The following is a 26401-nucleotide window of genomic DNA, read 5'->3' as shown; positions in this document are numbered from 1 at the left end:
GTCGCTCAGAAGTTCAGCGTGCGCTTGTCGATCGCCAGCGCGGCTTCCTTGGTCGACTCGCTCAGCGACGGGTGCGCATGGCAGATCCGGGCGATGTCCTCGGCCGAGGCCTTGAACGCCATCGCGACGGTAGCTTCCGAGATCAGCTCCGAGGCCTGCGGGCCGATGATGTGCACGCCCAGGATCTCGTCGGTCGTGGCATCGGCCAGGAACTTGACGAAGCCCGAGGTGTCGCCCAGCGCGCGGGCGCGGCCATTGGCCAGGAACGGGAACTGGCCCGCCTTGTAGGCACGGCCTTCGGCCTTCAGCTGCTGCTCGGTCTTGCCGACCTGCGCGATCTCGGGGCTCGTGTAGATCACCGACGGGATGATGTCGAAGTCCACATGGCCGTGCTGGCCGGCGATGCGCTCGGCCACCGCCACGCCCTCTTCCTCGGCCTTGTGCGCCAGCATCGGGCCGCGCACCACGTCACCGATCGCCCAGACATTGGGCAGGTTGGTCTTGCAGTCGGCATCGACCGTGACCGCGCCGCGTTCGTCCAGCGCCAGGCCGACGGCCTCGCCGTTCAGGCCGATCGTGTTGGCCGTGCGGCCGATCGATACGATCAGCTTGTCCACCGCCAGCGTCTGCTCGCCGCCCTTGGCATCGGTGTAGGTCACCGTCACGCCGGCCTTGTCCTTCGTCACCGAGGCGATCTTCACGCCCAGCTCGATCTTCAGGCCCTGCTTCTTGAACAGCTTGGCGGCTTCCTTGGCGACCGATTCGTCGACGGCCGGCAGGAAGGCCGGCATCGCTTCGAGCACGGTCACGTCCGCACCGAGGCGGCGCCAGACCGAGCCGAGTTCCAGGCCGATCACACCGGAGCCGATCACGCCGAGCTTCTTCGGCGTGGCGGGAATGCGCAGTGCGCCGTCATTCGAGAGGATGGTCTCCTCGTCAAACGGCGCGCCGGGCAGTTGGCGGGCGTTCGAGCCGGTGGCGACGATCACGTGCTTGGTCGTGATCGTTTCATCGCCGGCCTTCAGCTCGTAGCTGCCGTCCTTGGCAGCGACGAAGCTGCCGCGGCCGTGGAAGAACGTGACCTTGTTCTTCTTGAACAGGTACAGGATGCCGTCGTTGTTCTGCTTCACGACGGTGTCCTTGCGGCCCAGCATCTTGGCCACGTCCATCGACACGTCACCGGTGCTGATGCCGTGGTCGGCGAAGTGCAGCTTCGCATGCTCGAAGTGCTCGCTCGACTGCAGCAGCGCCTTCGAGGGAATGCAGCCGACGTTGGTGCAGGTGCCGCCCGGGGCCGGGCCGCCCTTCTCGTTCTTCCACTCGTCGATGCAGGCCGTGTTGAAGCCCAGCTGCGCAGCGCGGATGGCCGCGATGTAGCCGCCAGGGCCGCCGCCGATCACGACGACGTCGAATTGCTTGGTACTCATCTGGATGTCGTTCCCGGCTTAGATGTCAAACAGCAGGCGCGACGGATCTTCCAGCGCTTCCTTCATCGCCACGAGGCCCAGCACAGCTTCGCGGCCGTCGATGATGCGGTGGTCGTAGCTCATCGCCAGGTAGTTCATCGGGCGGACGACGATCTGGCCGTTCTCCACCACGGCGCGGTCCTTGGTGGCGTGCACGCCCAGGATGGCCGACTGCGGCGGGTTGATGATCGGCGTGGACAGCATGGAGCCGAAGGTGCCGCCGTTCGAGATCGAGAAGGTGCCGCCGGTCAGGTCGTCGATGCCCAGCTTGCCGTCCTTGGCCTTCTGGCCGAACTCGGCGATCTTCTTCTCGATGTCGGCGAAGCTCAGTTGGTCGGCATTGCGGATGATCGGAACGACCAGACCGCGCGGCGAACCGACGGCGATGCCGATGTCGAAGTAGCCGTGGTAGACGATGTCGTTGCCATCGACCGAGGCGTTGATCACTGGGTACTTCTTCAGCGCCGCGACGGCCGCCTTGACGAAGAAGCTCATGAAGCCCAGCTTCACGCCGTGTTCCTTCTCGAACTTCTCCTGGAACTTCTTGCGCATCTCCATCACCGGCGCCATGTTCACTTCGTTGAACGTGGTCAGGATGGCGTTGGTCGACTGCGACTGGACCAGGCGCTCGGCGATACGGGCGCGCAGGCGCGACATCGGCACGCGCTGCTCGGGGCGGTCGCCCAGGCTCGCCACCGGCACGGAAACGCTCGGCAGCGGCTTGGCCACAGCCGGGTTGGCGGCAGCGACGACGGCCGGTGCGGCAGCCGGAGCCTTGGCCGGCGCGGCCAGCACATCACCCTTGGTGACGCGGCCGTCCTTGCCGGTGCCGGTGACTTCGGCGGTGGTCATGCCCTTGTCGGCCAGCAGCTTGGCGGCGGCCGGCATCGCGACGTCGCTCTTGCTGGTGGAGGCGGGCGCCGCGGCGGCAGCGGCAGGCGCGGGAGAAGCCGTCGGCGCGGCCTTGACTTCCAGCGGGCTGACCTGGGCCGAGCCCTCGGTGTCGATGTGGGCGAGCAGCTGTTCGCTGGCGACGGTGGCGCCGTCGCCGACGAGGATCTGCGCCATCACGCCGGAGGCCGGCGCGGGCACTTCGAGGACGACCTTGTCGGTCTCGACCTCGACCAGCGTCTCATCGACGCTGACCGCTTCGCCGGGCTTCTTCTTCCAGCTGATCAGCGTGCCTTCGGTGACGGATTCGGAGAACTGGGGAACTTTGACTTCAACGATTGCCATGATTTGTTCTTTCGCTTTGCGCGGGAGATCAACAAGGGGGCCGGAGGCGCAGCTCTGCTACCTCGACGGCCCGCTCCGATAACGCCTTACTTCGTGAGGATGAAACCCTTGAGCTTGCCGAAGGCCTGCTCCAGCAGGGCCTTCTGTTGCTCCTGGTGCAGGTGCGCGTAACCCACGGCCGGCGAGGCGCTGGCCGGGCGGCCTGCGTAGCCGAGCTTCTGGCCTTCGGCCATGTTCTCGTGGATGTAGTGCTGCACGAAGAACCAGGCACCCTGGTTCTGCGGCTCGTCCTGGCACCAGACGATGTCGGTGGCGTTCGGGTACTTCTTGAGCTCGTGGCCGAAGGCCTTGTGCGGGAACGGATAGAGCTGTTCCACGCGCAGGATGGCCACGTCCTTCTTGTCGCCGCGTGCCTTGACCAGGTCGTAGTACACCTTGCCCGAGCAAGCGACGATGCGCTTGACCTTGGCGGCGTCGATCGTATCGTCGCGCTCGCTGATGACGGTCTTGAACTCGCCCTTGGTGAACTCGGTGATCGGCGAGGTCGCGTCCTTGTTACGCAGCAGCGACTTCGGCGTCATGATGATCAGCGGCTTGCGGAACATGCGCAGCTGCTGGCGGCGCAGCAAGTGGAAGATCTGCGAGGCCGAGGTTGGCTGCACCACCTGCATGTTGTTGTCCGCGGCAAGCTGCATGAAGCGCTCCAGGCGGGCCGAGCTGTGCTCGGGGCCCTGGCCTTCGTAGCCGTGCGGCAGCATCAGCGTCAGGCCGTTGGAGCGGCCCCACTTCACTTCGCCGGAGGCGATGAACTGGTCGATCACGACCTGCGCGCCGTTGACGAAGTCGCCGAACTGGGCTTCCCAGATCGTCAGCGTCACCGGGTCGGCCGAGGCGTAGCCGTACTCGAAGCCGAGCACCGCTTCCTCGGACAGCAGCGAGTCGATGACGACGAACGGTGCCTGGCCTTCGCCGACGTTCTGCAGCGGGATGTAGGTGCCTTCGTCGAACTTCTCGCGGTTCTGGTCGTGCAGCACGGCGTGGCGGTGCGTGAATGTGCCACGGCCGCTGTCCTCGCCCGACAGGCGCACCGGATAACCCGAGGCCACCAGCGAAGCGAAGGCCATGTGCTCGCCCATGCCCCAGTCGACGTTGATCTCGCCGCGGCCCATCGCGGCGCGATCGGCGATGACCTTCTCGACCAGCGTGTGGGCCTTGAAGTCGGCCGGCAGAGTCGTGATCTTCTCGGCGATGCGCTTGAACTCGGCCACCGGCAGCGCGGTGTCGCAGCTGTCGGTCCACTTCTTGCCAAGGTACGGCGACCAGTCGGTGGCGTACTTGCTCTTGAAGTTGGTCAGCACCGGGTCGACCGTGTGGCGGCCTTCGTCCATCGCGGCGCGGAAGCCCTTGACGAACTGGTCCGGGCCCTCGGCCGGCAGCACGCCCTGGGTCACCAGCTTGTCGCCGTACAGCTTGCGCGTGCCCGGGTGCTTGGCGATGGTCTTGTACATCAGCGGCTGCGTCAGCGCCGGCGTGTCCTGCTCGTTGTGGCCCAGCTTGCGGAAGCAGACGATGTCGACGACGACGTCCTTCTTGAACTGCTGGCGGTACTCCAGCGCGAGCTGCGTGCACAGCACGACCGCTTCCGGGTCGTCGCCGTTCACGTGCAGCACCGGGGCCTCGATCATCTTGACGACGTCGGAGCAGTACAGCGTCGAGCGGGTGTCGCGCGGATCGCTGGTGGTGAAGCCGATCTGGTTGTTGATGACGATGTGGACCGTGCCGCCGGTGTAGTAGCCGCGGGTCTGGGCCAGCGCCAGCGTTTCCATCACGACGCCCTGGCCGGCAAAGGCGGCGTCACCGTGCACCAGCACCGGCAGCACCTGCGTGCCTTCATGGTCGCCGCGGCGGTCCATGCGGGCCTTGACCGAACCCTCGACGACCGGGTTGACGATCTCGAGGTGGGACGGGTTGAAGGCCAGCGACAGGTGGACCGGGCCGCCAGGCGTGGACACGTCGCTGGAGAAGCCCTGGTGGTACTTGACGTCACCGGAGGGCAGGTCTTCCGGCGCCTTGTGCTCGAACTCGGCGAACAGGTCGCCCGGCATCTTGCCCAGCGTGTTGACGAGCACGTTCAGGCGGCCGCGGTGGGCCATGCCGATCACGATCTCCTGCACGCCGATCGCACCGGCGCCCTGCACCAGCGCGTCCATCGAGACGATGAAGCTCTCGCCGCCTTCCAGCGAGAAACGCTTCTGGCCGACGTACTTGGTGTGCAGGAAACGCTCCAGGCCCTCGGCGGCCGTCAGGCGGTCGAGGATGTGCTTCTTCTGCTCGACCGTCGGCGTGGCCTTGGCACGGACGCTTTCGAGCTTTTCCTGCCACCAGCGCTTCTCGACCTGGTCGGTGATGTGCATGTACTCGGCGCCAACCGAGCTGCAGTAGGTTTCACGCAGGGCCTGCACGATCTCGCGCAGGGTCATGTGCTCGGCCTTGGTGAAGTAGGTGTTCGTGGCGCTGAACGAGATGTCCATATCGGACTCGCTCAGGTCGTAGAACGCCGGCTCCAGTTCGGGAATCTTGGGGCGCTCGGTGCGCTTGAGCGGGTCGAGGTCGGCCCAGCGGGAGCCGACGTTGCGGTAAGCGGCGATCAGCGATTGCACATGGACCTGCTTGCGCGCGATGGCAAGGTCGGTGCTGGAGGCCTTGGAGCCGAAGGCATTGGCCTTGGCGCGCTGGGCGAAGGATTCGATCACCGGGGCGTGGGCCACGTCGCGGGCCTCGCTGCCATCCGTGGCGGGGACGTGCTGGAGCGCGTCGAAGTAGGCGCGCCAGTTGTCGGGCACGGAGCCCGGGTTGTCGAGATAGGCCTCGTACATCTCTTCGACGTAGGGCGCATTACCTCCGAACAGGTACGAGTTGGACCTGTATTGCTGCATCATTTCGCTCACCTCTCGCCCTGGTTTCCAAGGCATTGGCTGGTTAGAAAACCTTCCGCGGCACGGCTCTACCGGTTGGCGGATTGCGACCCACCTTGACTGTTGCCAGTTGAAAGGGACGGGAAGGACCAATCAAAAACGTGGGCGACTGTAGCACCTCTCGCTAACCCTAGGGGCCTGCGCGGCAGAAACTCGGGTTCGCGCAGGGGTGCTGCGTGGTGCCAGGCAAGGCGCTGGCGAGGCGTGGGTCGGGACCCACAACGAGCCGGCAACGCCGGATGGCACCACGCAGCACCCTGCCCGAAGGGTTGAGCTTGCAAGGGGCCCCATCCGTCGTTGCGGCGCTTGCCCGGACGCGAGTCCGGGCGGCGCACCGCGCCTAGTCTGCGGCCCCTTGCAAGCTCAACGCGAGCCCGAGTTTCTGCCGCGCAGGCCCCTGGGAACAAGCGGGTACAAGCTTAGACTTCGGGCCGCGCCGCGGACTGCGGAATATTCATCGGCGCGCCATCATCGCCGCCCACACTCCGCGCGCCTGAAGAACCCCTCGCCTCCCATGACCACCCTCCTCGAACGTTTCCGTCTCGCCCCCCGCCTGGCGCTGGGCTTCGCCTTCGTGCTGATCCTGATGTCGCTGACCGCCCTTCTGGGTGTGTGGCGGCTGACCCAGCTGGGCGCCATCGCCGACGAACTGGGCGGCGATGCTGCCGAGCGGGCGCTGCTCGCACGCGAGCTGCATGCCATCGTCGTCATCAGCGCCGAGCGCGCCGAGACCTTGATGGCCACCGACAACGCCGGCTACGCCAAGCACATCAACGAGATCCGCAAGGCCACGTCCGAGCGATCCTCCGTCGTTCGCAAGCGGCTGGAGGAACTGAGCGATTCCGAGCAGGGCCATGCGCTGTACGAAAAGATCGACGTGGCCGGCGAAGCCTTCCGTCAGGCGCGCAACGACCTCACCAAGCAGCGCGACGCCGGCACCGCGATCGCGGACGCCGACATCCAGCGCGTGCTGCGCCCCGCGGCCGAGGCCTACGCCAAGGCGGTGGACGACTACGCCCAGTTCGAGCACGACAAGGTGCTGACCGCACGCGACGCTGCGCTGGCCAGCGCATCGGCCGGCCGCAGCCTGCTGGTCGGCGGCATCGCGCTGGGCCTGTTGCTGAGCGTCCTGCTCGCCTGGGCGATCTCGCGCTCGATCGTGGCGCCGCTGCAGACCGCCTCGGCGCTGGCCGCCCGCGTTGCCGAAGGCGACCTGACCGGCCTGCCGCCGCAGCTTTCCGGCCGCGACGAGGTGCAGGCGCTGGTCGGCGACCTCGGCGGCATGCAGGACAAGCTCGCGGCCCTGGTCCACAACATCCAGCAGATCAGCGACAGCGTGGCCACCGCCAGCGGCCAGATCGCGATGGGCAATGCCGACCTGAGCCAGCGCACCGAGGAAACCGCCAGCAGCCTGCAGCAGACCGCCGGTGCGATGGAGCAGCTGACCACGGCCGTGCGCCACAGCTCCGATTCCGCCCGCCATGCGAACGAACTGGCCAGCTCGGCCTGCGACGTGGCCACGCGGGGCGGCACCGTGGTCGGCCAGGTCGTGAGCACGATGGACGAGATCAGCGCCAGCTCGAAGAAGATCGCCGACATCATCGGCACGATCGACGGCATCGCCTTCCAGACCAACATCCTTGCGCTGAATGCGGCCGTGGAGGCTGCGCGCGCCGGCGAGCAGGGACGCGGCTTCGCCGTCGTCGCCGCCGAGGTGCGGGCGCTGGCCCAGCGTAGTGCCGAGGCTGCCCGCGAGATCAAGACGCTGATCGGCGCCTCGGTCACAAGCGTGGCGAACGGCGCGCAGCTGGTCGAATCGGCCGGCGCCACGATGGGCGAGATCGTCGGCAGCGTGCAGCGCGTGCGCGACATCATCGGCGAGATCAGCGGCGCCGCCGCCCGCCAGGGCACGGACATCGGCCAGATCGGGCAGTCCGTCAACCAGCTCGACCAGATGACGCAGCAGAATGCAGCCTTGGTCGAACAGTCTGCCGCCGCCGCCGAGAGCCTGCGCGAACACGCGCTGCAGCTGGCCGGCATGGTGCAGACCTTCCGCGTCGCGGCGCGACGCTGAACAAGGAGAAATCGAAAATGGAACAGGTCCAGGTCGTCGACTACCGCGCGGACGACGCCGCCGATCGCTTCACCCGCTCGCTGCACGAGACCGGCTTCGGCGTGCTGGTGAACCACCCGATCCAGCAGGGCCTGGTCGAGAAGATCTACGCCGACTGGCTGGCCTTCTTCGATGGCGATGAAAAGCAGCGTTATGCCTTCTCGAAGGAGACGCAGGACGGCTGGTTCTCCACCGCAGTGTCCGAGACCGCCAAGGGCCACACGCAGAAGGACCTGAAGGAGTACTTCCACATCTACCCCTGGGGTCGCATCCCGCCCGCCCTGAAGGCCGATGCGATGGCCTACTACGAGCAGGCGAACGCGCTGGCGGGCGAGCTGCTGTCCTGGGTCGAGCGGCACACGCCGGCGGAGATCTCGCGCCACTACAGCGAGCCGCTGTCCCACATGATCGAGGACAGCCGCCTGACCCTGTTGCGCGTGCTGCGCTACCCGCCGCTGAACGGCACGGAGCCGCCGGATTCGCTGCGCGCGGCCGCGCATGGCGACATCAACCTGCTGACCATCCTGCCCGCCGCCAACGAGCCGGGCCTGCAGGTGCAGGCTCGAGACGGCAGCTGGCTTGACGTGCCGGGCGACTTCGGCATGCTGATCGTCAACATCGGCGACATGCTGCAGGAGGCCTCGCGCGGCCACTACCCGTCGACCCAGCACCGCGTCGTCAACCCGAGCGGCGAGGCGGCGACGAAGAGCCGCGTCTCGCTGCCCTTGTTCCTCCATCCCCGGCCGGACGTGGTGCTGTCCGAGCGCTACACCTCCCACGAGTACCTGACGGAACGGCTGCGCGAGCTGGGCGTCAAGACCTGACCCTGAAGCGCATGGTCGTCTCCGCCTTCGAACGCCGGATGCGGCCCTTCGTCGCGCTGCAGGCGGCCGTGGCCGCGCTGGGCGCCTTCGCCGGGGTGTTCGTCTACGCCGGCCATGGCGCCGCCGCAGTGGCCCGCTATGCCGCGCTGATGTACGGCACGGCCGGGCTCTCGCTGGTGCTGGCCTTCGCCCTCGGTATGCGCATCAAGCTCAGCGCCACGCGGCTGGTGCAGGCCGGCTTCGCGCTGCCGGCCCTGCTGCTGTGGTGGGCCGATGGCCGGCCCGACCTGTTGGCGCTGGCCGTCGGCGGCTTCCTGGGGCTCACCTGGGGCGCACGCCATTGGCTGGAACTGCAGGCGCTGGCGAACGGCGAGCGCGACGGCTATGCCACCCATGTGATCGCGCTGGCCGTGGGTGTGACCCTGGCAGGCACGCTCGCGGTGAGTGGCCTGCTCTGGGCGCTGCACGAGGCCCATGCGCCGATCTACGCCCTGTTCGCGCTGCTGAGCGTGGCCGGCGCCTTCCTCGCGGGCCGCGGCCTGCCCGAAGCGCCGCCGGTGCGCCTGGAGCAGCCGCTGGCCGTGCTGCGCCAGCCGGCCTACCGCGGCAGCCTGCCGCTGTTCCTGCTCGAATCCGGGCTGATCGGCATCACGATGGTGCTGACGGCCACCGGCGCGATGCAGTCGCTGGAGCAGGCCAGCGACTACGGCTGGGCGGCGAGCGCGGCCACCTTGTGCGGCGCCGTGGCGCTGTACGTGATGCGCAGCCGACGCCACAGCGGCAACCGCGTCGGCTGGATGCGCGCGGCCTGCTTCGGCATCGTCGGCGCTGCGGCACTGCTGGGTGCCAGCGCGGCCTGGCCGCGGCTGTTCATCGCCTACCTGCTGCTGCAGGCGGTCGTCAGTCCCTTCTGGGCTGCCAGCGAGCACGTGCTGAACCAGCGCGCGCTGGACATCCAGGGCGCCGTCGGCGACCGCATCGTCGCCCGCGAGGGCACGCTCGCCGTGTTCCGGCTCGGCACGTTGGCGCTGTTCTGGTGGGCGACGCAGGCGCTCGACGATCACCAGCGCCTGGTGGCCGGCGCCCTCATCATCGGCCTGGCCGCGGTGCTGGAGTTCCAGCTCGGCCGGCACTGGCTGGCGCATCAACATCATGGCGCGGGCGCGGCAGCAGCTCATCCATATCCACGCTGAGGCGCCGCCGAAGCCGCCCGAAGGCCGTCCCTGCAACGGTTGCGGCATCTGTTGCCTGGCCGAGCCCTGTCCGGTGGGCATCGTCGTCAGCCTAAAGCGGCACGGCGCTTGCAAGGCCCTGCGTTGGTCTGAAGCGGAAACACGCTACGTCTGCGGCCTGATGGCACGCGGCGGCATGTTCCGTGGTCTCCTGCGGCGCATCGTGGGCCGCTGGATTGCCGCGGGCCAGGGTTGCGACTCCAGCCTGGAGCCGCATAGCATGGACCGATCCAGCAACGACGGGAGATCTGAATGACGCGAACGAAGTCCTTGATCCTTGCCCTGAGCCTTGCTGCCTGCGCTACCGCACACGCCGTGCCACTACGCTGGGCCGCCACCAACGACGTGCTGACGCTGGACCCGCACTCGCAGGACCACGCCACCACCCACGCGATCGTGCAGCACGCCTACGAGGGCCTGACCCGCTACGACGCCAAGTGGCAGATCGAGCCCTGCCTCGCCACCAAATGGACCGCGGTCTCGCCGACGCAGATGCGCTTCGAATTGCGCCGCGGCGTGAAGTTCCACGACGGCACGCCCTTCACCGCCGACGACGTCATCTTCTCGTTCAACCGCATCCGCCAGCCGCAAGGCACGCTGCAGATCTACGTTTCGGGCATCAAGGAGATCAAGAAGGTCGACGACTACACGGTCGACCTGATGCTCGACGCGCCCAACCCGATCCTGCTGCGCAATCTGGTGGACTTCCGCATCATGAGCAAGGCCTGGGCGGAGAAGAACAAGAGCACCAACATTCAGGACTTCAAGGCCAAGGACGAGAACTTCGCCTCGCGCAACGCGATGGGCACCGGCGCGTACAAGATCACGTCCTGGGTGCCGGACCAGAAGATCACGATGGTGATCAACAAGGACTGGTGGGACAAGAACACCGGCAACGTCACCGAGCTGACCTACCTGCCGATCAAGTCCGAGCCGACGCGCGCGGCGGCGCTGCTCGCGGGCGACGTGGACCTGGTCACCGATGTGCCGCCGCAGGACGTGCAGAAGCTCAAGGCCGACACGAAGATCAAGATGCTGGACGGCAACGAGGTCCGCACGATCTTCTTTGCGATGGACGAAGGCAGCGACAAACTGCCCGGCGCCAGCGTGAAGGGCAAGAACCCGTTCAAGGACAAACGCGTGCGCGAGGCGCTGTCCATCAGCATCGACCGCGAGGCGATCAAGCGCACGATCATGCGCGGGCTCTCGATCCCCGCCGCCCTGATGGTGGCACCCGGCGTCAACGGCAACACGCCGGACATCGACCAGCCACCCAAGGTGGACTACGAGCGCGCGAAGAAGCTGCTCGCCGATGCCGGCTATCCCGGCGGCTTCGAGATCCCGCTGAACTGCCCGAACAACCGCTACGTCAACGACGAGCAGATCTGCATTGCGGTGGTGTCGATGTGGTCAAAGATCGGCGTCAAGGCCAAGCTGATCGCGCAACCGATGACCTTGCACAGCCAGACCTTCCAGCGCGGCGAGGCCCCGCTGTACATGCTGGGCTGGGGCACCTCGACCTTCGACGCGCTGTACCAGCTGCAAGCCCTGGCCCGCACGCGCGTGGCCGGCGGTGGGCAGGACGGCAGCTTCAACTTCTCGAAGGTCAGCGACGCGAAGCTCGACGCGCTGATCGACGCGATGAAGACCGAGACCGACGTGCCCAAGCGCAACGCGCTGATCCGCGAAGCGCTGCTACGCCAGCGGGACGAGTTCCTCTTCATCCCGATCCACCACCAGGTGCGGCCCTGGGCGATGAAGACGAACGTGGAGACGCTCTACCGCTCCAACGATCGTCCCGAGGCGCGCTTTACAACGATCAAGTGAGGCTCAGGCGCTGGCGCGCCGCCTGGTACTCGCGCACCAGCTTCTCGACGAACACGCGCGTCGGCACGATCTCCTTGATCGCGCCGATGCCCTGGCCGCTGCCCCAGATGTCCTTCCAGGCCTTCTTGGCGGCGTTCTCGCCGCCGCCGAAGTTCATCTTGGTCGGGTCGCTCTCGGGCAGGTTCTCAGGGTCCATGCCGGCAGCGACGATGGAGCCCTTCAGGTAATTGCCGTGCACGCCGGTGAACAGGTTGCTGTAGACGATGTCGTCGCTGTTGCTGTCGACGATCATCTGCTTGTAGCCGTCCGCCGCGCGGGCCTCTTCGGTGGCGATGAAGGCCGATCCGATGTAGGCGAAGTCCGCGCCCAGAGCCAGCGAAGCCAGCACCGCATCACCCGAGGCGATGGCGCCCGACAGCGCGATCGGGCCGTCGAACCATTCGCGGATTTCCTGCACCAGCGCGAAGGGACTCTTGATGCCGGCGTGGCCACCGGCGCCGGCGGCCACGGCGATCAGGCCGTCGGCGCCCTTCTCGATCGCTTTGCGCGCGAACTTGTTGTTGATGATGTCGTGCAGCACGATGCCGCCCCAGCCGTGCACCGCCTCGTTGATGTCCTCGCGGGCACCGAGGCTCGTGATGATGATGGGCACCTTGTACTTGGCGCAGACGGCCATGTCGTGCTCGAGCCGGTCATTGCTCTTGTGCACGATCTGGTTGATCGCGAAGGGCGCGGCGGGCTTGTCCGGGTGCGCGGCGTTGTAGTCCGCGAGCGTCTCGGTGATCTCGCGCAGCCATTCGTCCAGCAGTTCGGCGGGGCGGGCGTTCAGCGCGGGCATCGAGCCGATGACACCGGCCTTGCACTGCTCGATCACCAGCTTCGGGTTGCTGATGATGAACATCGGCGAAGCGATGATCGGCAGCGGCGCGTTCTTCAATGCGGCGGGAAGCTTCGACACGTGTTGTCTCCGTTGAATTTCCGGTTGTGAGGCTCAGAACAGGTCCAGGGCCAGCGCGGTGACACTCTCCGCGCCGTCGACGATGGCGTCGCGCAGCGCTTGCGTGCGCGGCAGGATGTGTTCGGCGTAGAAGCGGGCGGTGGCGATCTTGGCGGTCATGAAGTCGGCGTCTTCGCCGGCGGCCAGCTTGTCCTCGGCCACCATCAGCGCGCGCGCCATCTGCCAGCCGGCGACCAGGTTGCCGGCCAGCAGCAGATAGGGCACGGAGCCGGCGTAGGCGGCGTTCGGGTCGGTCTTGCCGCTGGCGGCGATGAAGTCCACCGCATCCAGATACGCACCGCGCGCGGCGCCAAGGCGCTTGGCTGCCGACTGGGAGGCGGCGCTGTCACGCAGGGCGAGCTGCCCTTCGGTCTTCTCGATCTGCGCGGCGACGGCGCGGGCCAGCGCGCCACCGTCACGCGTGGTCTTGCGGCCGACCAGGTCGTTGGCCTGGATCGCGGTCGTGCCCTCGTAGATCGTCAGGATCTTGGCATCGCGGTAGAACTGGGCCGCGCCGGTCTCTTCGATGAAGCCCATGCCGCCGTGGACCTGCACGCCGAGGTCGGTGACCTCCAGGCTCATCTCGGTGCTGTAGCCCTTGACCAGGGGCACCATGAATTCGTAGAAGGCCTGGCTCTGCTTGCGGGTCTCGGCATCCGGGTGGTGATGGGCCACGTCGTAGGCCGAGGCGGCGACCAGCGACATCGCGCGCGAACCCTCGATCTGGGCACGCATCGTCATCAGCATGCGGCGCACGTCAGGGTGGTGAATGATCGTCGCGCTGCCCTTCACCGAGCCGTCGACCGGGCGGCTCTGCACGCGGTCGCGCGCGTAGGCCACGGCCTTCTGGTACGAAGCCTCGGCCACCGCGATGCCCTGCACGCCGACGCCGAAGCGGGCCGCGTTCATCATGATGAACATGTACTCGAGGCCGCGGTTCTCCTCGCCGACCAGGGTGCCGATCGCGCCGCCATGGTCACCGAACTGCAGCACCGCCGTCGGGCTCGCCTTGATGCCCATCTTGTGCTCGATGGACACGCAGTGCGCGTCGTTGCGCGCGCCCAGCGAGCCGTCGGCATTGACCAGAAACTTGGGCACGACGAACAGCGAGATGCCCTTGACCCCCTCCGGCGCGCCGGCCACGCGGGCCAGCACGAGGTGGACGATGTTCTCGGCCATGTCGTGCTCACCCCAGGTGATGAAGATCTTGGTGCCGAAGATCTTGTAGGTGCCGTCGCCCTGCGGCTCGGCGCGCGTGCGCACCAGCGCAAGATCCGAGCCCGCCTGCGGCTCGGTGAGGTTCATCGTGCCGGTCCAGGAGCCGTCGATCAGCTTCGGGATGAAGGTTGACTTCTGCGTCTCGGAGCCAGCTGTGAGCAAGGCCTCGATCGCGCCATCTGTCAGCAGCGGGCACAGCGCGAAGCTCAGGTTGGCGCTGTTGCACATCTCGCCGCAGGCGGCGGCAATGGTCTTGGGCAGGGCCTGGCCGCCGAACTCGCTCGGGTGCTGCACGCCCTGCCAGCCGCCTTCAGCGTACTGGCGGAAGGCTTCCTTGAAGCCGGGCGTGGCGGTGACGATGCCGTCCTTCCACGAGGAAGGATTGCGGTCGCCGTCGACGTTCAGCGGCGCGATCACGTCCTCGTTGAGCTTGGCGCATTCCTCCAGCACCGCGCCGGCAGTCTCGAGCCCAAAGTCGGCGAAGGCGGGGATCTGCTCGGTCAGTTGCTGCAGGCCGGCCAGTTCCTGCATGTCGAACAGCATGTCCTTGACGGGGGCGCGATAGCTCATGGTCTTGTCTCCAGAAACGACGAGGGCGCCGCGACCGCGAAGTCGGGCGCCCTGGGGCTTGCCTTGGTGAGGGAAGGAGTTAGAGGCTCTTGACCAGTTCCGGCACGGCCGTGAACAGGTCGGCTTCCAGGCCGAAATCGGCCACCGAGAAGATCGGCGCTTCCGGATCCTTGTTGATCGCGACGATCACCTTGGAGTCCTTCATGCCGGCCAGATGCTGGATCGCGCCGGAGATGCCGGCGGCGATGTAGAGCTGCGGCGCGACGATCTTGCCGGTCTGGCCGACCTGCCAGTCGTTCGGGGCATAGCCCGCATCGACGGCGGCGCGCGAGGCACCCAGCGCAGCGCCGAGCTTGTCGGCCAGCGGGGTCAGCACTTCCATGAACTTCTCGTTGGAGCCGAGCGCGCGGCCGCCGGAAACGATGATCTTGGCTGCGGTCAGTTCGGGCCGGTCGCTCTTCGTGACCTCGCGGCCAGCGAAGCTCGACTTGCCGGAGTCAGCAGCAGCGCCGATCGTTTCGACGGCAGCCGAGCCGCCGGTGGCAGCCGCAGCGTCGAAGCCGGTCGTGCGGACGGTGAGCACCTTCTTCGCGTCCGAGGACTGCACGGTGGCGATCGCGTTGCCGGCGTAGATCGGGCGCTCGAAGGTGTCGGCGCTGATGACCTTGGTGACGTCGCTCAGCTGGGCCACGTCCAGCAGCGCGGCGACGCGCGGAGCGACGTTCTTGCCCGAGGCGGTGGCGGGGAACAGGATGTGGCTGTAGTCGCCGGCGATGGCGAGGACCTGAGCAGCGATGTTCTCGGCCAGGCCGTCGGCCAGTTGGGCGCCGTCGGCGTGCAGCACCTTGGCCACGCCGGCGATCTGCGCGGCGGCAGCAGCGGCTGCACCGGCGTTCGAGCCAGCAACCAGCACATGGACATCACCGCCGCAGGCTGCGGCAGCGGTCACGGTGTTCAGCGTGGCGCCCTTGATGGACGCGTTGTCGTGTTCGGCAATGACGAGAGCGGTCATTTGTTGAGTCTCCGGAATTCTTTAGATGACCTTGGCGGTGTTCTTCAGCTTGTCGACCAGGGCGGCGACATCCGGCACCTTGACGCCGGCACCACGCTTGGGCGGCTCCTCGACCTTCAGCGTCTTGATCCGCGGCGCCACGTCCACGCCCAGGTCGGCGGGCTTCAGCGTCTCCAGCGGCTTCTTCTTCGCCTTCATGATGTTGGGCAGCGTGACGTAGCGCGGCTCGTTCAGGCGCAGGTCGGTGGTGATCACGGCCGGCAGACTGAGGCTGACGGTCTCGAGGCCGCCATCGACTTCGCGGGTCACCTTCGCCTTGCCGTCGGCCACTTCCACCTTTGAGGCGAAGGTGCCTTGCGGCAGGCCGGCCAGCGCGGCCAGCATCTGGCCGGTCTGGTTGCAATCGTCGTCGATGGCCTGCTTGCCCAGGATGACCAGCTGCGGCTGCTCCTTGTCGACCAGCGCCTTCAGGATCTTGGCGACAGCCAGCGGCTGCAGTTCGAGGTCGGCGGGGGTCTCGACAAGGATCGCGCGGTCGGCACCGATGGCCATGGCCGTGCGCAGCGTTTCCTGGCACTGGGTGACGCCGCAGGACACGGCGATCACTTCGGTGACGACACCCTTCTCCTTCAGGCGGACGGCTTCCTCGACTGCGATCTCGTCAAAGGGGTTCATCGACATCTTGACGTTGGCGATGTCGACGCCGGTGCCGTCGCTCTTGACGCGCACCTTGACGTTGTAGTCGACCACTCGTTTGACAGGGACCAAAACCTTCATCGAAGTCACTCCAGTGCTGATTGACGTTAACGTTAACGTAAATTGGATTCTATGGTGCGAAGGAACTCGGCGCCCGTCCATCTCGGGCGACCGGCCTAAAAAAGCACGATCGTTCGATTCTAACCACGAAACTTTTCGCGCCGCCCCTAAACTTCCGTTCCTGATGGATGAAATTTCCCAAGTAACCGATAAGTTCATCGAGCCCTGCATCGGCGTGTTCGACTCCGGCGTCGGCGGACTGACCGTGCTGCGCGAACTCCAGCGCGAGCTGCCCGATGTCTCGCTGCGCTACGTTGCCGATACGGCCCATGCACCCTATGGCCAGCGCAGCGCAGCCTATATCGCCGAGCGCAGCGAGCGTGTGGCCGAGCACCTGATCGAACGCGGCGCCCGGCTGCTGGTCGTCGCCTGCAATACGGCCACGGCCCACGCGATCGCCGCGCTGCGCGCGCGCTGGCCGACGCTGGCGATCGTCGGCACCGAGCCGGGCATCAAGCCTGCGGTGGCTAGCAGCCGCAACGGTCGCGTGGGCGTGCTGGCGACACCGGCCACGCTGGCAAGCCGGCGCTTCGCCGACCTGCTGGATCGCCACGCACAGCATGCGCAGATCTTCGCCCAGCCCTGCCCCGGCCTGGTCGACCTGATCGAGGCCGGCGATCTGGATGCGCCGGCCCTCCGCACGCTGGCGGCCGAGTTCTGCAAGCCGCTACGCGAGGCCGGCGTGGACACAGTACTGATGGGCTGCACGCACTACCCGCTGGTGCAGCATCTGCTGCAGGCGGAACTCGGCCCGGAAGTGCGCCTGCTGAACATCGAGACGGCAGTGGCTCAGCAGGCCGCACGCCTATGGGCGGCGCTCGACCCTGCGCCGGTCAGAACCGGCCCCGCGCGGATCGAACTGGCCAGCAGCGGCGACCCGCGCCGGCTGGAGACTTTCGTCAGGCAGGCATTGGGCTGGCCGAACCTGCATGCCGAGCATTGGCAGGATGCCGGCGCGCCAGTTCCTCGAACGCCGCCAGCGGCAGCGGCCGGCTGAACAGATAACCCTGGCCGAGTTCGCAGCCGAGTTCGCGCAGCAGCGCGGCGGTGACTTCGTCTTCGATGCCCTCGCCGGTGGTCGTGAGCTTCAGGCTCTTGGCCATCTGCACGATCGCGCGGACGATGGCCTGGTCCGATTCGCTGGCACTCAGGCGCCGGACGAAGCTCTGGTCGATCTTCAGCTTGTCCACTTCGAAGCGCTGCAGGTAGGACAGGTTCGAATAGCCGGTGCCGAAGTCGTCGATGGCCAGGCCCACGCCCAGGCTCTTCAGCCGCGCCAAGGTGGCGACGAAGGTCTCGGCGTCATGGATCAGTGCGGACTCGGTCACCTCCAGCTCCAGGCTGGCCGGCGAGATGCCGTGCTTGGCCAAGGCCTGGCCGACGACGAGATCGATCGTGCCGCGCTTGAACTGGATCGTCGACACGTTGACCGACAGCACCAGATGACCCAGGCCGGTGTCCTGCCAGCAGCGCAGTTGCCGGCAGGCTTCGTCGATGACCCACTGGCCGATCTCGACGATCAGGCCCGAGCGTTCGGCGATGGGGATGAAACGCCCTGGCGAGATCCAGCCGAGTTCGGGGTGCTGCCAGCGCAGCAGCGCCTCCGCACCGACGAGCCGGCCGGTGGCCAGGTCGAGCTGGCTCTGGAAGTGCAGGCTCAGCTCGCCGCGCTCCATCGCCTGCGCCAGGCCCGTGCCCAGCATCAAGTCCTCGACCATATTGGCGTTCATCGCCTCGTCGAAGAAGCGGATGGCATTGCGGCCGGCATCCTTGGCGTGGTGCATCGCCAGGTCGGCCTTCTTGACCAGGGTTTCGAAGTCCTGGCTCTCGCCCGGGAACATCGCCACACCGATCGAGCAGGAACTGGTGACGGTGATCTCGCGTATCGAATAGGGCCGTGACAAACTGGTCAGCACGTGGCTCGCCGCGGCCGAGACGGCGGTGGCGTCGCGTGCATCCGGCAGCAGCACGAGAAACTCGTCGCCGCCCTGGCGGAGCACGGTGTCGGAACTGCGCACCGCGGCACGCAGCCGTTCGGCCGCCTCACGCAGGAAATCGTCACCGACCGAATGGCCGAAGCTGTCGTTGATCGTCTTGAAATTGTCCAGGTCCACGAACATCACGGCCAGCGAGCTGCCGTTGCGCCGCGCGGTGCCGAGCGCCTGTTCGAACAGCACGCTGCCCAGGCGCCGGTTCGGCAGGCCGGTCAGTTGGTCATGCTCGGCGAAGTAGCGCAGCTGCTCGCTGCTCTGCTGCACGCGCTGCACTTCGGTGCGCACCCGCTCCAGCGCACGGCGCAGGTCACCAGCCAATAGCAGGATCGCAGCCGAGAAGGTGCCTAGGATCGTCAGCACGTAGGCGAGCACGCCGTAGTTGGGCGGACGGATGTCGAACGCATGCGCGCCGCTGACCGACATCCAGGTCATCGCGCCGAGGTTGCAGCCCATCATCGCCAGCAGCGCGAGCAGGTGGACTCGCTCGACGAGCATGCTGGCGATCACCAGCACGACCGGATAGACCAGCAGCGCCGGGCTGTAGATGCCCTGGTTGGTCCACATCGCGGCCGAGGCGATCAGCGCCAGGGTCCACAGCAGCAGCAATGCCGCGGCGGTGACGCGCCGGCGGCGCGCCAACCCCATGCTGAATCCGATGAAGACCAGCGCGATCACGATGAAGGACAGCGTGCGCCAGTCCTGGCGCACCAGGCCGACCAGGCCGGCCATGCACAGCGCCGTCATCACCATCACGGCGAGCTGGCTCAGGCGGCGTGCGCGCAGGCCCTCGTCGTCGAACGGGCCGGCCGGCATCTCCATGACGGACTCAGACTTCATGCTCGTTCGAGCCTAACACTCAAACTCGACGCATATAGACACGCGGCTCGCAGGCCCCGCGAGCGCGTGACGAATGACCGAAACGGCCGGCTTGAACTCCCGCTCAGAGGTAGCGCGTGACCAGTGCTTCCAGGCGCTCCTGCTGGCCCGAACGGGGCTGCGGGTCGAGGCCCTTCGCGTCGACGTGCTCGGCGAGTTGCGCCAGCGAGAGCTTGCCGCCCAGGATGTCGCGACCCAGTTCGCCGTCCCAGCCGGCATAGCGGACCTGGAGGTGTTGACCGAGCTGGTCATCGGTCAGCATCTTCTCCGCGATCAGCAGCGCACGGGCGCACAGGTCCATCGCCTCGGCGTGGGCAATGACCAGGTCGTCCGGATCGATCGACTGGCGGCGCAGCTTGGCATCGAAGTTCAGGCCACCGCTCTTGAAGCCGCCGCCACGGATGATGTGATACAGCGCCAGCGCGATCTGCTGCAGGTTGTTGGGGAACTGGTCGGTGTCCCAGCCGAGCATCTCGTCGCCGCGGTTCATGTCGATGGAGCCGAAGATGCCCAGCGCGTGCGCCATGTCGATCTCGTGCTCGAAGGTGTGGCCGGCCAGCAGCGCATGGTTCTGCTCGATGTTGACCTGCACTTCCTTCTCGAGGCCGTAGCGCTTCAGGAAGCCGTAGACGGTGGCGACGTCGTAGTCGTACTGGTGCTTGGTGGGCTCGGCCGGCTTGGGCTCGATCAGCAGCGCGCCCTTGAAGCCGATCTTGTGCTTGTGCTCGACCACCAGGTTCAGGAAGCGTCCCATCTGGTCCAGCTCCTTGCCGACGTTCGTGTTCAGCAAGGTCTCGTAGCCCTCGCGGCCACCCCATAGGACGTAGTTCTCGCCCTTGAGTTCGTGCGTCAGCTCCAGCACGTTCTTGACCTGCGCGGCGGCGTAGGCGAAGACCTCGGGGTCGGGATTCGTCGCGGCGCCCGACATGAAGCGGCGGTTAGAGAACAGGTTGGCCGTGCCCCACAGCAGCTTGACGCCACTGTCGCTCATCTTGCGGGCGAAGACCTCGCCGATGCGGCGCACGTTCAGGTTCGATTCGCGCAGCGAAGCGCCTTCGGGCGCGACGTCGCGATCATGGAAGGTGAAGTACGGCGCGCCGACCAGGCGGAACAGTTCGAAGGCGACGTCGGCCTTGTGATGGGCCTGCTCCATGGCATCGCCGCCGGCCGCATGCCAGGGACGCTGGAAGGTGTCGCCGCCGAACGGGTCGGTGCCCTGCCAGACGAAGCTGTGCCAGTAGCAGACCGCGAAGCGCAGTTGCTGCTCCATCGTCTTGCCCAACACGACGCGCTTGGGGTCGTAGTAGTGGAAGCGATGCGGTTCGGTCAGGGTGAAATACGGGCTGCTCATTGCGTTGTCTCCTTGAATTCGGCCAGTGCCGGATAAAGCTTCTGCCACTGCACATGCCGCTCGGCATGCAGGCGCGCCTGCGCCGGCCGTGGTTCGTAAGTGCGCACGCGCACGGGCCGTGCGAGGCTGGAAAGCGGGGCGCCGGCCGCGAGGCGGGCCAGGCGTGCGGCGCCGAGCGCGCAGCCGATCTCGCTCTCGGCCACCTGGTGCAACGGCAGACCCAGCACGTCGGCCATCAGCTGGCACCACAGCGGCGAGCGGGCACCGCCGCCGATGATGTCGGCCTCCTTCAACTGCGTACCAGCGGCGGCCAGCGACTGCATGGCGTCGCGCATCGTGTAGGCCACGCCCTCGAGCACGGCCAGGGTCATGTCGGCGCGCGTCGTGCCACCATTCAGGCCGGCGAAGCCGCCGCGCACGCCGGCATCGTTGTGGGGTGTACGTTCGCCGTTCAGGTAGGGGCCGAACCAGAGGCCGGAATCGGTCGCCTGCGGGTCGATCTCGGCCAGCAGCGAGGCCTCGTCACGGCCGGTGATGCCTGCCCACCAGGCGAGACTGGCCGCGGCCGACAGGGTCACGCCCATCTGATGCCAGGTGCCGGGCAACGCGTGGCAGAAGGCATGGACCGCGCGGGCCGGCGCCGGGGCGAACGAAGCGGTGGTCGCCCACAGCACGCCCGAGGTGCCGAGCGAGACGAAGGCATCGCCGGGTCGCGTCGCGCCCAAGCCCACCGCGCCGGCCGCGTTGTCGCCTGCACCACCTGCGATCAGCGGCGGGCGCTTGAAGCCCCAGCGCGAGCAGAGCGCATCGCTGAGCCGGCCGGCGGGCGCATTGCCCTCGACCAGGTCCGGCATCTGCTCACGCCGCATGCCGGTGGCGGCCAGGGCCTCGTCGGACCAGTCGCGCTTGCCGACGTCCAGCCACAGCGTGCCGGAGGCATCGGACATGTCTTCGATGAAGGCGCCGCTCAGGCGCCAGCGCACATAGGCCTTGGGCAGCAGCACCTTGGCGACGCGGGCGAACAGTGCCGGCTCGTGCTCGCGCACCCACATCAGCTTCGGTGCGGTGAAACCGGGCATCGCGAGATTGCCGGTCACAGCATGCAGGCCTGGCCAGGCGGCACTCAGCTGCTCGCACTGCGCGGCACTGCGTCCGTCGTTCCAAAGGATGCAGGGGCGCAAGACCTGACCCTCTTCGTCCAGCAGCGTGGCGCCGTGCATCTGGCCGGACAGGCCCAGTGCCTCGGCCTGCGACAGCTGTTCGCCATGCCGGTCGCGCAACTCGTCCATGCATTCGCAGACGGCAGTCCACCAGTCCTGCGGATCCTGCTCGCTGAAGCCCGGCTGCGGCCGGCTGACGGTGAGCGGACGGCTGGCGGTGGCGAGCACGGCGTCATCCTTGTCCTCCACCAGCGCGACCTTGACGCTGGAGGTTCCGATGTCGATACCGACGGTAATCGTCAAGGCAGGTTCTCCTTCAAATACACACCGATACGGATGCGCTCCTGGTCGGGCAGCAGCCGCTCCTTGTTGAGCCGGGCAAGGGCCAGGCGGAAGGCCGAGCGCACTTCGTGGCCGGCATCCTGGTGGATGACCGCATCGGCGACGCCGTCGAGCAGCGCGGTGCGCGCATGCGGCGTCAGTTCGTGGCAGATCCAGACGATGTCCAGTGCGCGCCCGCTCGCCGCCAGCGCCGCATGGATGCCTCGGTTGCCGGCGCCGATGCTGTAGATCGCGGCCAGTTCCGGCTCGCTGCGCAGCAGCTCGGCCACCAGCGGCTCGGTGCGGGTCGAGTCGTCGTGCCCCTCGAGCGGCTGCAGCGCCTTGAGCTGCGCGTGCTCGGCGGCCAGCACCTGCTGGAAACCGAACAGGCGCTCGGCGTGATCGCGCAGGCCGTGGCTGCCGAGCACGATGCCCACCTTGCGCCGCGCCGCATCGCGGCCGACGAAGCGGCCCAGCAGCGTGCCGGCAGTGCGGCCGGCAGCGACGTTGTCGATGCCGACGTAGTGCGCGCGCTGCGAGCCGGGCACGTCGGAGACGAGGGTGATGACGGTCGTGCCGTCGGCGCAGAGGTCATCGATCGCTGCGCGCACGCGCGGATGGTCCAGACCCACGACGATCACCGCATCGCGCTTGCCGCGCAGTCCGGCGAGATGCTCGGCCAGCACCTGCGGGGAGAACACGTCCACGCGATCGACTGCGGCATTCAGCCGCAACTCATGCAACCAGGGCTCCGATTGCGCGATCTGCTCGACCAGCATCGCGATGAAGCTATTGCTTCCGGAAGGCAGCACGACGGCCACCGAATGCGGCCGCCCACGGGCGAGCCGCGATGCAGCGGGATCGGCGCTGTAGCCGAGCTGACGCACCGCCGCGTGGACCTGCTCCGCCGTGCGCGAGCGCACACCGGCGCGGCCATGCAGCACGCGATCCACCGTCGCGAGGCTGACGCCCGCAGCGGCGGCAACGTCGATCAGCTGGGCGCGGCGCCTGTCCTCGGAGGAATCCACCATGCGCCGCAGTGTAGGCACATGATTTGAGGTGCGCAACTCATTTCACATCAGAGCATGACCGCCGGGCAAAGCCCGTAGCACAGGCCCATGAACTGGGGACTGCTGAAGTACGCTACTCAGTGAGCGTGACGGCGTTGCCGATGCCTCGCTAGAGAACGAAGGCGCTGAAGGGAGAGTCGGGGGAGATGCGGAGGTCGTGGTGCCCAGGACCGGAATCGAACCGGTACGACCTCGCGGTCGGCAGATTTTAAGTCTGCTGTGTCTACCTATTTCACCACCCGGGCACGGGCCGCATTATCAGCGTGGCAGAGCAATAAAAAAGGGAAGCCATTGGGCTTCCCTTTTTGAACAACTGGAGCGGGTAACGAGGCTCGAACTCGTGACCTCGACCTTGGCAAGGTCGCGCTCTACCAACTGAGCTACACCCGCATTTCTGTTCACGGTTTGGTGACCGAGAACACCGGCGCGAGCCGGGATCTTTGGAGCGGGTAACGAGGCTCGAACTCGTGACCTCGACCTTGGCAAGGTCGCGCTCTACCAACTGAGCTACACCCGCAGTGATTCTTGGAGGCGCGAGCCGGAGTCGAACCGGCCTAACCGGATTTGCAATCCGGGGCATAACCGATTTGCTATCGCGCCTTTGAAATCAACTTTTAATTCCAGAGCTTTGGTGGAACTCTGAAACAAATGGGAAGCCGGGGCTTCCCATCAAATATGCCTGGAGCGGGTAACGAGGCTCGAACTCGTGACCTCGACCTTGGCAAGGTCGCGCTCTACCAACTGAGCTACACCCGCTTGGGTTTCAACACACTGCTCGCTTCGCTTGACGCTTTCACGTTTCGCTTAGTGCCGTTTGCGCTGAAGCTGAGATTCTATACCGGTTTTTAGAGGTCAGACAAGAAATTCGTCGATTTCCTGCCTGACCCTCTCACCGCTCAGTGCGTCGCAGCAGGTGCCGCGGCGACCTCTTCGGCCTTGGCGGCCACGACGGGTTCCTCGTCCGGCAGCGGAGCCGGGAAGGTTTCGAGCGCCACTTCCAGCACCCGGTCGATCCAGCGCACCGGAACGATCTCGAGCTGGTTCTTGACGTTCTCCGGGATGTCCTGAAGATCCTTGACGTTCTCTTCCGGAATCATCACGGTCTTGATGCCACCACGGTGCGCGGCCAGCAGCTTTTCCTTCAAGCCGCCGATCGCCGTCACCTCGCCGCGCAGCGTGATCTCGCCGGTCATCGCAACGTCGGCACGCACCGGAATACCGGTCAGCGCCGACACGAAGGCCGTCGTCATTGCCGCGCCAGCGCTCGGGCCGTCCTTAGGCGTCGCGCCATCGGGCACGTGGACGTGCACGTCGCGCTTCTCGAACAGTTCGTCCTTGATGCCCAGGCGGCGGGCGCGCGAGCGCACCACCGTGCGTGCCGCTTCCACGGATTCCTTCATCACGTCGCCCAGCGAACCGGTGCGGATGATGTTGCCCTTGCCCGGCATCGAGGTGGCTTCGATCGTCAGCAGATCGCCGCCGACCTCGGTCCACGCCAGACCGACAACCTGGCCGACCTGGTTCTTCTTCTCGGCACGGCCGAAGTCGTACTTGCGCACGCCGAGGAAGTCGTTGAGGTTTTCCTCGGTCACGACCGCCGTGCCGTCCACCACCTTCAGCGCCAGATTCTTCACCACCTTGCGGCAGATCTTGGAGATCTCGCGCTCGAGCGAACGGACCCCGGCTTCCCGCGTGTAGTAGCGGATGATCCCGCGGATCGCGGACTCGGTGACTTCCATCTCCTCGTCCTTGACGCCATTATTCTTCCGCTGCTTGGGCAGCAGATAACGCTGGGCGATGTTGACCTTCTCGTCCTCGGTGTAGCCCGACAGGCGGATAACTTCCATCCGGTCCAGCAGGGCCGGCGGGATGTTCAGCGAGTTCGAGGTGGCCACGAACATCACGTCGGACAGGTCGAAGTCGACCTCGACGTAGTGGTCGCCGAAGGTGTGGTTCTGCTCCGGGTCCAGCACTTCAAGCAGCGCCGACGACGGGTCGCCGCGGAAGTCCATGCCCAGCTTGTCGATCTCGTCGAGCAGGAACAGCGGATTGCGCGTGCCAATCTTGGACAGCGATTGCAGCACCTTGCCCGGCATCGAGCCGATGTAGGTACGCCGATGGCCACGGATCTCGGCTTCGTCACGCACGCCGCCCAGCGCCATGCGGACGAACTTGCGGCCGGTGGCGCGCGCCACCGACTGGCCGAGCGAGGTCTTACCGACGCCCGGAGGGCCGACCAGGCACAGGATCGGCGCCTTGACCTTGTCCACGCGTTGCTGCACCGCGAGATATTCGAGGATGCGGTCCTTGACCTTCTCGAGGCCGTAGTGGTCTTCGTTCAGCACGTTCTCGGCATTCGCCAGGTCGTGCTTGATCTTGGTCTTCTTGCTCCAGGGCAGGTTGACCAGCGTGTCGATGTAGTTGCGCACGACCGTCGCTTCGGCCGACATCGGCGACATCAGCTTGAGCTTCTTAAGCTCGGCCTCGGCCTTCTTGCGCGCTTCCTTGGGCATGCGCGCGGCCGCGATCTTCTTGTCCAACTCTTCGAGGTCCGCGCCCTCTTCGCCGTCGCCCAGTTCCTTCTGGATGGCCTTGACCTGTTCGTTCAGGTAGTACTCGCGCTGGCTCTTCTCCATCTGGCGCTTGACGCGGCCGCGGATGCGCTTCTCCACCTGCAGGATGTCGACCTCGTGCTCGAGCAGGTCGAGCAGCTTCTCGAGGCGCTTGGCCACCTCGGACAGATCCAGCACGGACTGCTTGGCATCGAGCTTCAGCGGCAGATGCGCGGCGATCGTGTCGGCCAGGCGGCCGGCGTCGTCGATGCCACCGATGGACGTGAGGATCTCGGGCGGGATCTTCTTGTTCAGCTTGACGTACTGATCAAACTGCTGCGTGACCGCACGGCGCAGTGCCTCGACTTCGGGCTTGGTATCGGCCTCGGGCGGGATCGGCAGCACCTCGGCGCTGAAGTGCTCTTCGCTCTCGGTGATCGCGATCGTCGAGGCGCGCTGCAGGCCTTCGACCAGCACCTTCACGGTGCCGTCGGGCAGTTTCAGCATCTGCAGGATGCTGGAGACGCAGCCCACTTCGAACATGTCGTCGGGCCGCGGCTCATCCTTGCCGGCAGCCTTCTGCGCGACGAGCATGATCTGGCGGCCATTTTCCATCGCGGCTTCCAGCGCCTTGATGGACTTGGGGCGTCCCACGAACAGCGGGATCACCATGTGCGGGAACACCACCACGTCGCGCAGCGGCAGCAGCGGCAGTGTGATGGGCACAGCTTGCAAAACGGGATGACCGGACATTGGAACCTCTCTTTCTCAGGCGCATCTGCGGTCTGAGC

17 protein-coding genes and 5 tRNA genes are annotated in these 26401 nt (G+C 66.6%); 5 read left to right on the top strand and 17 right to left on the bottom strand.

Annotated elements, in window-relative coordinates:
- Positions 1 to 5 precede the first annotated feature (5 nt).
- The 3 genes from lpdA to SNE35_RS21295 form a co-directional block, all read right to left on the bottom strand.
- Entirely contained in the window at positions 6 to 1427 is a 1422-nt protein-coding gene (lpdA, locus tag SNE35_RS21305; protein ID WP_320425030.1) for a dihydrolipoyl dehydrogenase, read from the bottom strand.
- An 18-nt stretch (positions 1428 to 1445) separates the two neighbouring features.
- Positions 1446 to 2702, bottom strand: coding sequence for a 2-oxoglutarate dehydrogenase complex dihydrolipoyllysine-residue succinyltransferase (gene odhB / locus SNE35_RS21300; RefSeq protein ID WP_320425029.1), 1257 nt, complete (start codon positions 2700 to 2702; stop codon positions 1446 to 1448).
- Between the two features lie 86 nt (positions 2703 to 2788).
- Complete coding sequence (locus tag SNE35_RS21295) at positions 2789 to 5641, bottom strand: 2-oxoglutarate dehydrogenase E1 component (RefSeq protein WP_320425028.1); 2853 nt, start codon at positions 5639 to 5641, stop codon at positions 2789 to 2791.
- A 550-nt stretch (positions 5642 to 6191) separates the two neighbouring features.
- Here SNE35_RS21295 and SNE35_RS21290 point away from each other — a divergent pair.
- From SNE35_RS21290 to SNE35_RS21275, 4 genes are all read left to right on the top strand, one after another.
- Positions 6192 to 7751 carry a methyl-accepting chemotaxis protein gene (locus tag SNE35_RS21290; RefSeq protein ID WP_320425027.1) on the top strand — a complete coding sequence of 520 codons (1560 nt, stop codon included), beginning with the start codon at positions 6192 to 6194 and terminating at the stop codon, positions 7749 to 7751.
- A 17-nt stretch (positions 7752 to 7768) separates the two neighbouring features.
- Positions 7769 to 8614 (top strand): isopenicillin N synthase family dioxygenase, encoded by an 846-nt coding sequence (locus SNE35_RS21285; protein ID WP_320425026.1) that lies wholly within the window; start codon positions 7769 to 7771, stop codon positions 8612 to 8614.
- A gap of 11 nt (positions 8615 to 8625) precedes the next feature.
- The gene (locus tag SNE35_RS21280) at positions 8626 to 9807 is read left to right on the top strand and encodes a hypothetical protein (protein WP_320425025.1); all 1182 of its coding nucleotides are present in this window, start codon (positions 8626 to 8628) and stop codon (positions 9805 to 9807) included.
- Between the two features lie 291 nt (positions 9808 to 10098).
- Positions 10099 to 11673 (top strand): ABC transporter substrate-binding protein, encoded by a 1575-nt coding sequence (locus SNE35_RS21275; protein WP_320425024.1) that lies wholly within the window; start codon positions 10099 to 10101, stop codon positions 11671 to 11673.
- Here the strand turns inward: SNE35_RS21275 and SNE35_RS21270 are convergent.
- The 4 genes from SNE35_RS21270 to SNE35_RS21255 form a co-directional block, all read right to left on the bottom strand.
- Entirely contained in the window at positions 11666 to 12631 is a 966-nt protein-coding gene (locus SNE35_RS21270) for an NAD(P)H-dependent flavin oxidoreductase (RefSeq protein ID WP_320425023.1), read from the bottom strand. The two genes, SNE35_RS21275 and SNE35_RS21270, sit on opposite strands and share 8 nt — an antisense overlap.
- A 33-nt stretch (positions 12632 to 12664) precedes the next feature.
- Positions 12665 to 14458 carry an acyl-CoA dehydrogenase gene (locus tag SNE35_RS21265; RefSeq protein WP_320425022.1) on the bottom strand — a complete coding sequence of 598 codons (1794 nt, stop codon included), beginning with the start codon at positions 14456 to 14458 and terminating at the stop codon, positions 12665 to 12667.
- 79 nt (positions 14459 to 14537) lie between these two features.
- The gene (locus tag SNE35_RS21260) at positions 14538 to 15470 is read right to left on the bottom strand and encodes an electron transfer flavoprotein subunit alpha/FixB family protein (RefSeq protein ID WP_320425021.1); all 933 of its coding nucleotides are present in this window, start codon (positions 15468 to 15470) and stop codon (positions 14538 to 14540) included.
- A 21-nt stretch (positions 15471 to 15491) separates the two neighbouring features.
- Positions 15492 to 16247, bottom strand: a complete 756-nt coding sequence (locus tag SNE35_RS21255) for an electron transfer flavoprotein subunit beta/FixA family protein (protein ID WP_320425020.1) — start codon at positions 16245 to 16247, stop codon at positions 15492 to 15494.
- Between the two features lie 163 nt (positions 16248 to 16410).
- Here SNE35_RS21255 and murI point away from each other — a divergent pair, with 163 nt between their 5' ends.
- Positions 16411 to 17283: a glutamate racemase gene (gene murI, locus SNE35_RS21250; RefSeq protein WP_320425019.1), complete on the top strand. Its 873-nt coding sequence runs from the start codon at positions 16411 to 16413 to the stop codon at positions 17281 to 17283.
- On the opposite strand, the gene SNE35_RS21245 is transcribed toward murI, so the two are convergent.
- The 10 genes from SNE35_RS21245 to lon all read right to left on the bottom strand — a co-directional run bounded on the left by SNE35_RS21245 (position 17186) and on the right by lon (position 26363).
- A complete protein-coding gene (locus SNE35_RS21245; protein ID WP_320425017.1) occupies positions 17186 to 19117 on the bottom strand; it encodes a putative bifunctional diguanylate cyclase/phosphodiesterase in 1932 nt (643 codons plus the stop codon). The genes murI and SNE35_RS21245 overlap by 98 nt on opposite strands.
- A 103-nt stretch (positions 19118 to 19220) precedes the next feature.
- Positions 19221 to 20507, bottom strand: coding sequence for a xylose isomerase (gene xylA, locus SNE35_RS21240; RefSeq protein WP_320425016.1), 1287 nt, complete (start codon positions 20505 to 20507; stop codon positions 19221 to 19223).
- Positions 20504 to 21964 carry a xylulokinase gene (xylB, locus tag SNE35_RS21235; protein ID WP_320425301.1) on the bottom strand — a complete coding sequence of 487 codons (1461 nt, stop codon included), beginning with the start codon at positions 21962 to 21964 and terminating at the stop codon, positions 20504 to 20506. Before xylB ends, xylA begins: the two co-directional genes overlap by 4 nt.
- Before the next feature lie 2 nt (positions 21965 to 21966).
- Positions 21967 to 23019: a LacI family DNA-binding transcriptional regulator gene (locus SNE35_RS21230; protein WP_320425015.1), complete on the bottom strand. Its 1053-nt coding sequence runs from the start codon at positions 23017 to 23019 to the stop codon at positions 21967 to 21969.
- Between the two features lie 197 nt (positions 23020 to 23216).
- A tRNA-Leu gene (locus tag SNE35_RS21225) sits at positions 23217 to 23303 on the bottom strand.
- A gap of 69 nt (positions 23304 to 23372) precedes the next feature.
- Positions 23373 to 23448: transfer RNA gene (locus SNE35_RS21220), tRNA-Gly, on the bottom strand.
- Positions 23449 to 23499: 51 nt separating this feature from the next.
- A tRNA-Gly gene (locus SNE35_RS21215) sits at positions 23500 to 23575 on the bottom strand.
- A gap of 9 nt (positions 23576 to 23584) precedes the next feature.
- Positions 23585 to 23658 (bottom strand) — tRNA-Cys (locus SNE35_RS21210).
- 80 nt (positions 23659 to 23738) lie between these two features.
- Positions 23739 to 23814, bottom strand: a tRNA-Gly gene (locus SNE35_RS21205).
- A gap of 140 nt (positions 23815 to 23954) precedes the next feature.
- On the bottom strand, positions 23955 to 26363 hold the full coding sequence (lon, locus tag SNE35_RS21200) for an endopeptidase La (RefSeq protein WP_320425014.1): 2409 nt from the start codon (positions 26361 to 26363) through the stop codon (positions 23955 to 23957).
- Positions 26364 to 26401 lie beyond the last annotated feature (38 nt).

This window comes from Roseateles agri (assembly GCF_034043675.1).
Lineage (GTDB): Bacteria > Pseudomonadota > Gammaproteobacteria > Burkholderiales > Burkholderiaceae_C > KK5.
This window is presented reverse-complemented; position numbering and strand designations above follow the sequence as displayed.

Coding starts and splice junctions, on each gene's coding strand:
- lpdA (WP_320425030.1), bottom strand. CDS start 1,427: ATGAGTACCAAGCAATTCGACGTCGTCGTGATCGGCGGCGGCCCTGGC.
- odhB (WP_320425029.1), bottom strand. CDS start 2,702: ATGGCAATCGTTGAAGTCAAAGTTCCCCAGTTCTCCGAATCCGTCACC.
- SNE35_RS21295 (WP_320425028.1), bottom strand. CDS start 5,641: ATGATGCAGCAATACAGGTCCAACTCGTACCTGTTCGGAGGTAATGCG.
- SNE35_RS21290 (WP_320425027.1), top strand. CDS start 6,192: ATGACCACCCTCCTCGAACGTTTCCGTCTCGCCCCCCGCCTGGCGCTG.
- SNE35_RS21285 (WP_320425026.1), top strand. CDS start 7,769: ATGGAACAGGTCCAGGTCGTCGACTACCGCGCGGACGACGCCGCCGAT.
- SNE35_RS21280 (WP_320425025.1), top strand. CDS start 8,626: ATGGTCGTCTCCGCCTTCGAACGCCGGATGCGGCCCTTCGTCGCGCTG.
- SNE35_RS21275 (WP_320425024.1), top strand. CDS start 10,099: ATGACGCGAACGAAGTCCTTGATCCTTGCCCTGAGCCTTGCTGCCTGC.
- SNE35_RS21265 (WP_320425022.1), bottom strand. CDS start 14,458: ATGAGCTATCGCGCCCCCGTCAAGGACATGCTGTTCGACATGCAGGAA.
- SNE35_RS21260 (WP_320425021.1), bottom strand. CDS start 15,470: ATGACCGCTCTCGTCATTGCCGAACACGACAACGCGTCCATCAAGGGC.
- SNE35_RS21255 (WP_320425020.1), bottom strand. CDS start 16,247: ATGAAGGTTTTGGTCCCTGTCAAACGAGTGGTCGACTACAACGTCAAG.
- murI (WP_320425019.1), top strand. CDS start 16,411: ATGGATGAAATTTCCCAAGTAACCGATAAGTTCATCGAGCCCTGCATC.
- SNE35_RS21245 (WP_320425017.1), bottom strand. CDS start 19,117: ATGAAGTCTGAGTCCGTCATGGAGATGCCGGCCGGCCCGTTCGACGAC.
- xylA (WP_320425016.1), bottom strand. CDS start 20,507: ATGAGCAGCCCGTATTTCACCCTGACCGAACCGCATCGCTTCCACTAC.
- SNE35_RS21230 (WP_320425015.1), bottom strand. CDS start 23,019: ATGGTGGATTCCTCCGAGGACAGGCGCCGCGCCCAGCTGATCGACGTT.
- lon (WP_320425014.1), bottom strand. CDS start 26,363: ATGTCCGGTCATCCCGTTTTGCAAGCTGTGCCCATCACACTGCCGCTG.